The following is a 9,570-nucleotide window of genomic DNA, read 5'->3' as shown; positions in this document are numbered from 1 at the left end:
AAATAAGTAACAATACAGATTTAAGAAATTAAAAAAATTATTAAAATTAATATGATTTCTCCAGTCTGTGTTTCAAAAGAAAATAAGTAACAATACAGATTTAAGAAATTAAAAAAATTATTAAAATAAAAATGATTTCTCCAATCCGTGTTTAAAAAATAAATAACAAAAACAACATCAGTGAAGATTTTTCGAATTTATTCAATCTGAGTTCCAAAAAATAAATTTTAAATTATGAAAAAAATAACCCTCTTAACCCTTTTCACTTTAGCTTTTCTATCCTGTGGTAAAGAAACAAAAGAAGTAACCAATAATGAACCAGCTATTAAAGTAGTAGTAAATGGTTTAGCGACAAACAACTCAGCATTCATCACCGCAAGTGGAAAAACCGAAGCGGAAAGTAGTGCGAATTTAAGCACCAGAATGATGGGTTATGTAACAAAAGTTCATGTAAAAACAGGTCAGAAAGTGGCGGCCGGACAATTATTAGTTAGCATCAACAGTTCCGATTTACAAGCTAAAAAAGCACAAGTAGACGCTTCCATTTTACAAGCGACTGCTGCTTACAATAATGCAAAAAAAGATTACGACAGATTCTCAGCATTATTCAGTCAACAAAGTGCATCTCAAAAAGAATTAGACGATATGACGTCTCGTTACGAAATGGCAAAAGCTAGTTTAGCGGGTGCAAAACAAATGCGAAATGAAGTGATGGCACAGTTTTCATATTCTAATATTACCGCTCCATTTTCTGGAGAAGTAACCAATACTTTCATCAAAGATGGTGATATGGCCAACCCAGGAATGCCATTAGTGAGTATAGAAGGTGTTTCCAGAATGCAAGTAACAGCTATGGTTTCAGAAGGTGATATTTCTCAAATTAAAAACGGAATGCCAGTGAAGATAATGGTGAAATCGTTAAACAAAGAAGTGCCAGGTAAAGTTTCAGAAGTAAGTGGTTCTGCTAAAAATACTGGCGGACAATATTTAGTAAAAGTAACTTTAAACTCTAACGACAAAACGATTTTATCTGGAATGTTCGTTAATGTTCAATTTCCAATCGCTAATCCACCCAAATCAAAAACTACTGTAAAATCTGACAAAGTAATGGTGCCAGAAAGTGCTTTAGTCAAAAAAGGACAACTTACAGGAATTTATACGATAGCGAACGGAAAAACCGCCATTTTAAGATGGATTAGAACTGGAAAAACGTTTGGCAACGAAGTAGAAGTTTTATCAGGTTTAACCGCTAACGAGCAATATATTGTTTCGGCTGAAGGGAAATTGTATAATGGTGCTACTATTAGTATTCAGTAAGCCCCTCTCAACCTCCCCAAAAGGGAGGAGAAAATGAGAATAAAAATCTTGAATTGAAAAATTCCTCAATAAATAAAGTCTAATTTAAATTCATCCCAACAATTTCCCCCATTGGGGGTTAGGGGGCCAAAATCATGCAAGAAGGTATATCAGGTAAAATTGCCCATTTTTTCATCCACTCTAAATTAACCATTTTGTTAATGGTGGGTTTGATGATAATTGGAGTATATAGTTCGTTCTTAATTCCTCGTGAAGAAGAACCACAAATCGCTATTCCAATGGCGGATATTATGATCGGCTATCCAGGCGCTAGTCCGGCTGAAGTGGAAAGTCGTGTCATTAAACCCTTGGAAAAGGTATTGTCTAACGTAAAAGGTGTAGAACATTTGCACAGTATGGCCATGAATGGTCAAGCAATGATTATTGTACAGTTTTATGTGGGCGAAGACATTGAACGTTCGTATGTAAAATTGTACGATGAGTTAGCTAAAAGTGAGAATATATTTCCGAAAGGTGTATATAAACCTATGGTAAAAACGCGTTCCATTGATGATGTTCCGATGTTGGGTGTCACACTTTGGAGCGAAACATTAAACGATTTCGAAATTCGCCAAATTGCGGAAGAAGTCACTTCTGAAATTGAAAAAGTAAAAGATGTAGCCATTACCAAAGAAATCGGTGGAAGAACACGTGAATTAAAAGTTATTTTAGATAAAGATAAAATGGCCGAAAATGGCGTGGATGCTTTAGGAATTATGCAAATGATTCAAGCGAATAACGGCAGTTCTCAGTCAGGAAGTTTTGTAAATAACGATAAGGAATATTTACTAACCACTGGTGAATTTTTAGCCACTTCTGAAGATGTTGAAAATTTGGTTGTAGGTGTAAATGCGAACTTACCCGTATATTTAAAACAAGTGGCTGCAGTTCAAGACGGACCTTCAACGCCAAGAAGTTATGTGTCTTTTGGATACGGAAAAGCCAATGAAAAGTATGCAAAAAACAAATCGGAATATCCAGCGGTTACTATTTCAGTTGGAAAAGTAAAAGGTGCGGATGCGATGCAAATTTCAGACAAAATCATCGAGAAATTAGAAACGCTAAAAAAGACCTTAATTACAGATGATATTCACGTAGAAATCTCCAGAAATTACGGAGAAACGGCTTCTGATAAAGTAGGCGAATTATTAATGCATTTAGGTGTGGCTATAATCGCGGTAACGCTTTTAGTGATGTTAGCAATGGGTTGGCGCGGTGGTTTAGTGGTTTTCTTTTCAGTACCATTAACATTTGCCCTAACGTTGTTTGCTTATTATATGTTGGGTTATACTTTAAACAGAATTACACTTTTCGCCTTAGTTTTTGTGGTGGGAATTGTAGTAGATGACAGTATTATCATCGCCGAAAACATGCACCGACATTTCAAAATGAAACGCTTGCCGTTCAAACAAGCTGCGATTTATGCGATTAACGAAGTAGGAAATCCAACGATTTTAGCCACATTCACCGTGATTGCTGCTATTTTACCAATGGCTTTCGTATCAGGAATGATGGGGCCTTACATGAGTCCGATGCCAATTGGTGCTTCCATTGCAATGTTATTGTCTTTGTTTGTAGCCTTAACTGTAACGCCTTATTTAGGATACCATTTATTACACGCAAAAGAAGAACAAGAACACAAAGCGGAACAAGGTTTAGAAACGTCTTGGATTTACAAGTTATACAATAAAATGGAACGTCCGTTTTTAGAAAACTCTACGAAACGAAGAGTCATGTTAGGAATTACGGTGGTTTTATTAGCGGGTTCGGTTTTGATGTTTTTTACGAAATCGGTTTTAGTAAAAATGTTGCCTTTCGATAATAAAAACGAATTCCAAGTGGTAATCGACATGCCAGAAGGAACAACGTTAGAGAGAACTGCTGCAGTTACACAAGAAATCGCACAATATTTAACAACGGTTCCAGAAGTCGTGAATTATCAAAACTATATTGGAACGTCTGCGCCAATTACGTTTAACGGATTGGTTCGTCATTACGATTTACGTGGTGGCAGTAATATGGCGGATATTCAGGTGAATTTACAACACAAAGAAAATAGAGAGTTACAAAGTCACGATATTGCGAAAGTCGTTCGTCCAGAAGTGCAAAAAATTGCTAAAAAATATGGTGCCAACGTCAAAATTATTGAAGTGCCGCCAGGACCACCAGTGCTGTCAACTTTAGTAGCTGAAATTTACGGACCCGATTACAAACAACAAATTGAAGTCGCCAATCAAGTAAAAGGAATTTTAGAAAAAACTACGGATATTGTAGATATTGATTGGTATGTAGAAGACCATCAAACGGAATATAAATTGGAAGTCGACAAAGAAAAAGCGATGTTGAACGGAATTGCTCCGCAACAAATTGTGGGGAATTTAACCTATTTATTGAAGGAATATCCCATTTCAAATTTGTACGATGAAGATTCAAATAACAGTGTGGGCATCGTACTTTCTTTAGATGATAAAGATAAAACGTCGTTGCAAGACATTCAGAATTTGAAAATCAAAGGCAATCAAGGCAACGTTGTTCCGGTTTCTGATTTAGTAAAAGTGAAGGAAGCGATCTTACAAAAAACAATCTACAGAAAAGACCAAAAACGAGTGGTTTATGTAACGGCAGATATGGCAGGAGATTTGGAAAGTCCGGTATATGCGATTTTGGGAATGAACGAAGCATTACAAAAAATGAAATTACCAGCTGGTTATAAAGTCAACGAATTGTACATGGAACAACCTTCGGATGAAAGTGATTTCACTGTAAAATGGGATGGAGAATGGCAAATTACGTTAGAAGTATTCCGCGATTTAGGAATTGCATTTGCGGTAGTAATCGTAATCATTTATATGTTGATAGTAGGTTGGTTCCAAAATTTTAAAACACCAATAGTCATGATGATGGCCATTCCACTTTCTTTAGTAGGAATTGTTTTCGGACACTGGTTATTAGGTGCTTATTTCACAGCAACTTCTTTCATTGGAATGATTGCTTTAGCTGGAGTGATGGTGCGGAATTCCGTCTTACTTATCGATTTTATTGAGATTCGACTAAACGAAGGCGTTCCGTTAAAACAAGCCATTATTGAAGCCGGAGCGGTGAGAACTACGCCAATTTTACTAACAACAGGTGCCGTTGTAATTGGAGCTTTAATCATATTATTTGATCCAATTTTTCAAGGATTAGCCATTTCATTAGTATTTGGAGCCATAGTTTCTACCATATTAACCTTAATTGTAGTACCAATTATTTATTACATCACAGAAAGAAAAAAATGGGAATCTAAAAGTATTCAGTAATCAGTTTTTAGTAAACAGAAAAATAAAATCAATTATCATGAAAAATAGAATCATCAGAGCTATCGCAGGAAGTTTTGTACTAATAAGTATCTTACTTTCCATTTATGTCAATCCAAATTGGTTGTGGTTTACAGCTTTTGTAGGCGCAAATTTATTACAATCTTCTATCACCAAATGGTGTTTAATGGAAGATATCTTAGCCAAGTTAGGAGTGAAAGACTAGTCATATTTCGTACGAAGTAATCTGGAGCTCAGTAACAAATGTTACTGAGTTTTGTTTTATTTACACCTAAGTTTGTTAGTGGTTTTAAAGATGTATAACCATTAGTTAAATATGGAAATCATTGGTTTTTTTTTAAGTGTTTTAATTGGAATTTCTCTTGGACTTTTAGGAAGTGGTGGTTCAATTTTAACTATTCCTATCTTAGTGTATGTGTTTCATTTGTCTCCTAGTGATGCCACAGTTTATTCTTTATTTGTGGTTGGAACATCCTCTTTAGCGGGGACAATTAATGGCGCTAAACATCACTTGTTGGATTATAAAACGGCATTGTATTTTGGTTTACCTAGTGTGTTTTCCATTTTTTTTATGCGCCAGTTTATTGTGCCGTTCTTACCTGAAGTTTGGCTAACTTTTTCAAAATTTAGGCTTACCACTGATCTATTAATTATGGCATTGTTTTCTGTACTAATGATTTTGGCTTCTTTTTCTATGATTAAAAAAAGAGAAATCGTTAGTACTATTACAATAGAAATTAAGTATTCAAGCCTAATAATAAAAGGCGTTTTTATTGGATTATTAACGGGTTTTGTAGGTGTTGGTGGTGGTTTTTTAATTATTCCAACCTTATTGTTCTCAGCCAAATTACCTATGAAAAATGCAGTGGCAACCTCTTTAGTAATAATTGTTTTTAATTCGTTATTAGGTTTTTTAGGAAGTCTCACAAAAACTACGATTCATTGGGATTTTTTATTGCTTTTTTCAGCATTTGCTATCGTGGGTGTTTTTATTGGCATGTACATTAGTAAATTTATAAGTAACGAAAAATTAAAACCTATTTTTGGATGGTTTGTTTTGCTAACTGGAATTTATATCGTTATGAAAGAAATAGTGTTCAAATTTGATTTTTAGAAAAAAAAATCGCAGCTTTTTTTACGAGCTGCGATTGGGTTTATATTAATATACCAGCTTACACTACCTTTAAAATATAATAGTTTTTCTTTCCTTTTTGAAGTAAAACAAACGTGTTCGCAATTAAATCGTTAGTAGAAATTACGTATTCATCTGTTACTTTTACTTTGTTCACAGATACTGCATTTTCTTTTAACGCTCTTCTGGTTTCATTTCCTGAAGATAAAAATCCTGATTTCACAAAAGCATCTACAATTGGATAGCCGGCTTCAATTTCAGCAAGAGTAACTTCAGCTTGGTCTAAACTTTGGAAAACATCCGTTAAGGTTTTTAAATCTAATTGTTTTAAATCGTCCACGGTTGGTTTGAAGAATGCTTGTGAAGCAAAAACGGCTTTTTCATGTTCTTCAGCACCATGAATCATTACGGTTAATTCTTCCGCTAATTTTTTCTGTAACACACGTAAATGTGGTGCTTCCGCATGTTCTACTAATAAAGCATCAATGGTAGCTTTATCTAAGAATGTGAATATTTTAATGTATTTTTCAGCATCAACATCTGTAGTATTGAACCAAAATTGGTAAAATTCGTAGGGAGATGTTTTATCCGCATCCAACCAAATGTTTCCTTTTTCCGATTTTCCGAATTTCGAACCATCGGCTTTTGTAATTAATGGGCAAGTCATCGCAAACGCTTTTCCTTCCGTTTCAGAATCTACGTTCATTCTACGGATTAATTCTGTTCCGGTAGTGATATTTCCCCATTGGTCACTTCCACCCATTTGCAATTTACAATTATGGTGTTTGTGTAAATGATAAAAATCGTAGCCTTGAATTAATTGGTACGTGAACTCTGTAAAACTCATTCCTTCTCCTTCACCAGACAAACGTTTTTTTACAGAATCTTTACTCATCATGTAGTTTACGGTGATGCGTTTTCCTACTTCACGAACGAAATCAATAAATGAAAAATCTTTCATCCAATCGTAATTGTTCACTAAAACAGGCGCTTGTGCATCGGTAGCATTGAAATCTAAAAAGCGAGATAAAACACGTTTAATTCCTTCTACATTACGATTTAAAGTCGCTTCGTCTAATAAATTTCTTTCGTTTGATTTTCCAGATGGATCACCAATCATTCCTGTTGCACCGCCGACTAAAGCAAACGGCTTATGTCCGAATTTACGTAAGTGCATCAATAAAATGATCGGCACTAAACTTCCAATATGTAACGAATCTGAAGTTGGGTCAAATCCAATATAAACGGCTGTTGGTTCTTTTACAAGTTGTTCTTCAGTTCCTGGCATAGCATCATGAACTAAGCCTCTCCATTGTAATTCTTCAATTAAATTCTTCATGTTTTATTTCTTTATTTCTTCAACCACAGCGTCTGGGTCGTCATCATTTTCTAAAATATCTATTCTTGGTTCTTTCAATTCTTGTTCGTTAGCTAAACTTCTGTTTAATGATAAAACCAAACTTGGTAATAAAATTAAATTGGTTAACATTCCGAATAATAACGTGATAGAAACCAAGCCACCTAAAGCAACAGTTCCACCGAAATCCGATAAAGTAAATACCGAAAAGCCGAACAATAATACAAAAGAAGTATAAAACATACTTGGTCCTTCTTCGTTTAAGGTTGCGAAAATTGATTTTCTTATTTTCCAGTTATTTCGAACTAATTCTTGTCGATATTGCGCTAAGAATCGAATCGTATCATCTACGGAAAGTCCGAATGCAATTCCGAAAACTAATATCGTGGAAGGCTTAATTGGAATACCTAAATACCCCATTAATCCTGCCGTAGCTAAAAGTGGTAATAAATTCGGAATCAACGCTACAAAAATCATTTTTACCGAACGGAATAAGAAAAAGATTAAAGCACCTGTTAGTGCTAATGCAAAAATTAGCGATTCAATTAAGTTTTCTAATAAATAACTTGTTCCTTTTTGAAACAACAAGGCTTTACCTGTAATGGTTACTGTAAAACGTTCTTTCGGGAATAATTTATTGATTCGGTCATTTAATTTTTCTTCCACTTTTACCATTTCATCTGTGCTGACTTCTCTCATAAACGTTGAGATTCTTGCATATTGCCCAGTTGAATCAACGTAACTTTTTAGTGGATTGTTTTTACTGTCTTTCGACGAATTTTTCAAATAAGGTAAAATGAAAGCTTGTTCTTGTGAATTGGGTAAATCGTAAAAAGATGGATTTCCGTTATAATACGCTTGTTTCGAAAATTTAACTAAATTGACGATTGAAACTGGTTTTGAAAGTTCTGGAATCGCTTCAATTTCCGATTGTAATTCTTCCATTTTCTTTAATGTGGAAATTTTCATCACCCCTTTTTTACGTTTGGTGTCGATTAAAATCTCAACAGGTAAAACGCCTTTAAATTCTTTTTCGAAAAAACGAATGTCTTCAAAAAAAGCATTGTTTTTAGGCATGTCTTCCAAAATACTTCCCGAAATATTGATTTTATAAACTCCAATAATTCCAATGATTAAAATAGCAACTGCTACCGAATATACGCGAACATTGTGGAATTTTACTTGGTCGATGATCCAATTTTTGAAGTTCACTAAATAACCTCGTTCTAAGTGTTCCAAATGTTTTTCTTTTGGAAGCGGCATAAAACTGAAAAAAATCGGAATTACAAATAAACTCAACACAAAAAGCGCCATGATGTTTATAGAAGTGACGATTCCAAATTCCTGAAGCAGTTTGTTATCGGTAATGATAAACGTAGCAAAACCAACAGCTGTGGTTACATTGGTAATAAATGTCGCCGTTCCTACTTTCGTTAAAACACGTTGTAAACCTTTCGCTCGGTTACCATGCGCGCGTGTTTCTTGGTGGTATTTATTGGTTAAGAAAATACAATTCGGAATTCCGATAATGACAATCAGCGAAGGAACTAAAGCGGTTAAAACCGTAATTTCGTAGCGTAACATTCCTAAAAATCCAAAAGACCACATCACACCAATCATCACGACGAAAAGCGCCATCATTGTCGTACGGAACGAACGGAAAAAGAAGTAAAAAATTAGAGAAGTAACCAATAATGTAGCACCAATAAATAAGCCGATTTCACTAATAATGGCTTTGGCGTTTAAGGTTCTAATGTAAGGCATTCCCGAAACTTTAAGATCGGTTTTGGCACTTTTTTTAAACTCGTCAATAGCAGGAATTAGTTTATTTAAAACGAATTCTTTTCTTTCCGGTTTGTTTACAATGTCTTTTTTAAGATAAATTACACTTCTAACGATACCACTTTTTTTGTTAAACAATAAGCTTTCGTAAAAAGGCATTTTGTTTAATAAATCTTGTTTTTTTGAAGTTAAATAAGCAGCATCTGCGACTTTATTTTTATCGATAAATGGTTGAACTTGAAAGGTTTTTAAGGAATCGTTTTTGACTAAATTCTGAATTTCATTAAACGATAAAACACCATCTACTTCTTTGTTTTTGGCAATAGAAGCCATCATGTTGTTCCAAGCTTTAAATGTTTCTGGTTTAAAAACATCGGAACTTTTAACCGCAAAAATGATTACATTGCCTTCTTCTCCAAATTTCTTTAAAAAATCGGTGTAAGCAATATTGTCTTTATGGTCGTTAGGTAATAAATTGGCTTCAGTTTGTGTAAAACGGATGTATTTCCATTGCGTCCCCATAAAAACGGTGAAAAGCAAAATAAACAACAGCACCCAATGTCTGTTTCTTAAAAGCGTACGCGATACAAAATTCCAAAAACTGGTGTTTAACCACTTCGTCATAC

At 34.5% G+C, this 9,570-nt stretch carries 6 protein-coding genes; 4 read left to right on the top strand and 2 right to left on the bottom strand.

The features are described 5' to 3' along the window. Nucleotides 1-234 precede the first annotated feature (234 nt). From G4D72_RS12730 to G4D72_RS12715, 4 genes are all read left to right on the top strand, one after another. Entirely contained in the window at nucleotides 235-1,317 is a 1,083-nt protein-coding gene (locus G4D72_RS12730) for an efflux RND transporter periplasmic adaptor subunit (protein ID WP_166078111.1), read from the top strand. Between the two features lie 134 nt (nucleotides 1,318-1,451). After that, entirely contained in the window at nucleotides 1,452-4,655 is a 3,204-nt protein-coding gene (locus G4D72_RS12725) for an efflux RND transporter permease subunit (RefSeq protein WP_166078110.1), read from the top strand. A 37-nt stretch (nucleotides 4,656-4,692) separates the two neighbouring features. After that, nucleotides 4,693-4,878 (top strand): YgaP family membrane protein, encoded by a 186-nt coding sequence (locus G4D72_RS12720; RefSeq protein ID WP_166078109.1) that lies wholly within the window; start codon nucleotides 4,693-4,695, stop codon nucleotides 4,876-4,878. A gap of 111 nt (nucleotides 4,879-4,989) precedes the next feature. Further along, on the top strand, nucleotides 4,990-5,787 hold the full coding sequence (locus G4D72_RS12715) for a sulfite exporter TauE/SafE family protein (RefSeq protein ID WP_166078108.1): 798 nt from the start codon (nucleotides 4,990-4,992) through the stop codon (nucleotides 5,785-5,787). A gap of 58 nt (nucleotides 5,788-5,845) precedes the next feature. Here the strand turns inward: G4D72_RS12715 and tyrS are convergent, their stop codons facing one another. Both tyrS and G4D72_RS12705 read right to left on the bottom strand, forming a co-directional pair. Further along, nucleotides 5,846-7,144, bottom strand: coding sequence for a tyrosine--tRNA ligase (tyrS, locus tag G4D72_RS12710; RefSeq protein ID WP_166078107.1), 1,299 nt, complete (start codon nucleotides 7,142-7,144; stop codon nucleotides 5,846-5,848). 3 nt (nucleotides 7,145-7,147) lie between these two features. Further along, the gene (locus G4D72_RS12705; RefSeq protein WP_166078106.1) at nucleotides 7,148-9,568 is read right to left on the bottom strand and encodes an efflux RND transporter permease subunit; all 2,421 of its coding nucleotides are present in this window, start codon (nucleotides 9,566-9,568) and stop codon (nucleotides 7,148-7,150) included. Between the last annotated feature and the right edge of the window lie 2 nt (nucleotides 9,569-9,570).

It is taken from the genome of Flavobacterium difficile (genome assembly GCF_011392115.1).
GTDB classification, from domain to species: Bacteria; Bacteroidota; Bacteroidia; order Flavobacteriales; family Flavobacteriaceae; genus Flavobacterium; species Flavobacterium difficile.
This window is presented reverse-complemented; position numbering and strand designations above follow the sequence as displayed.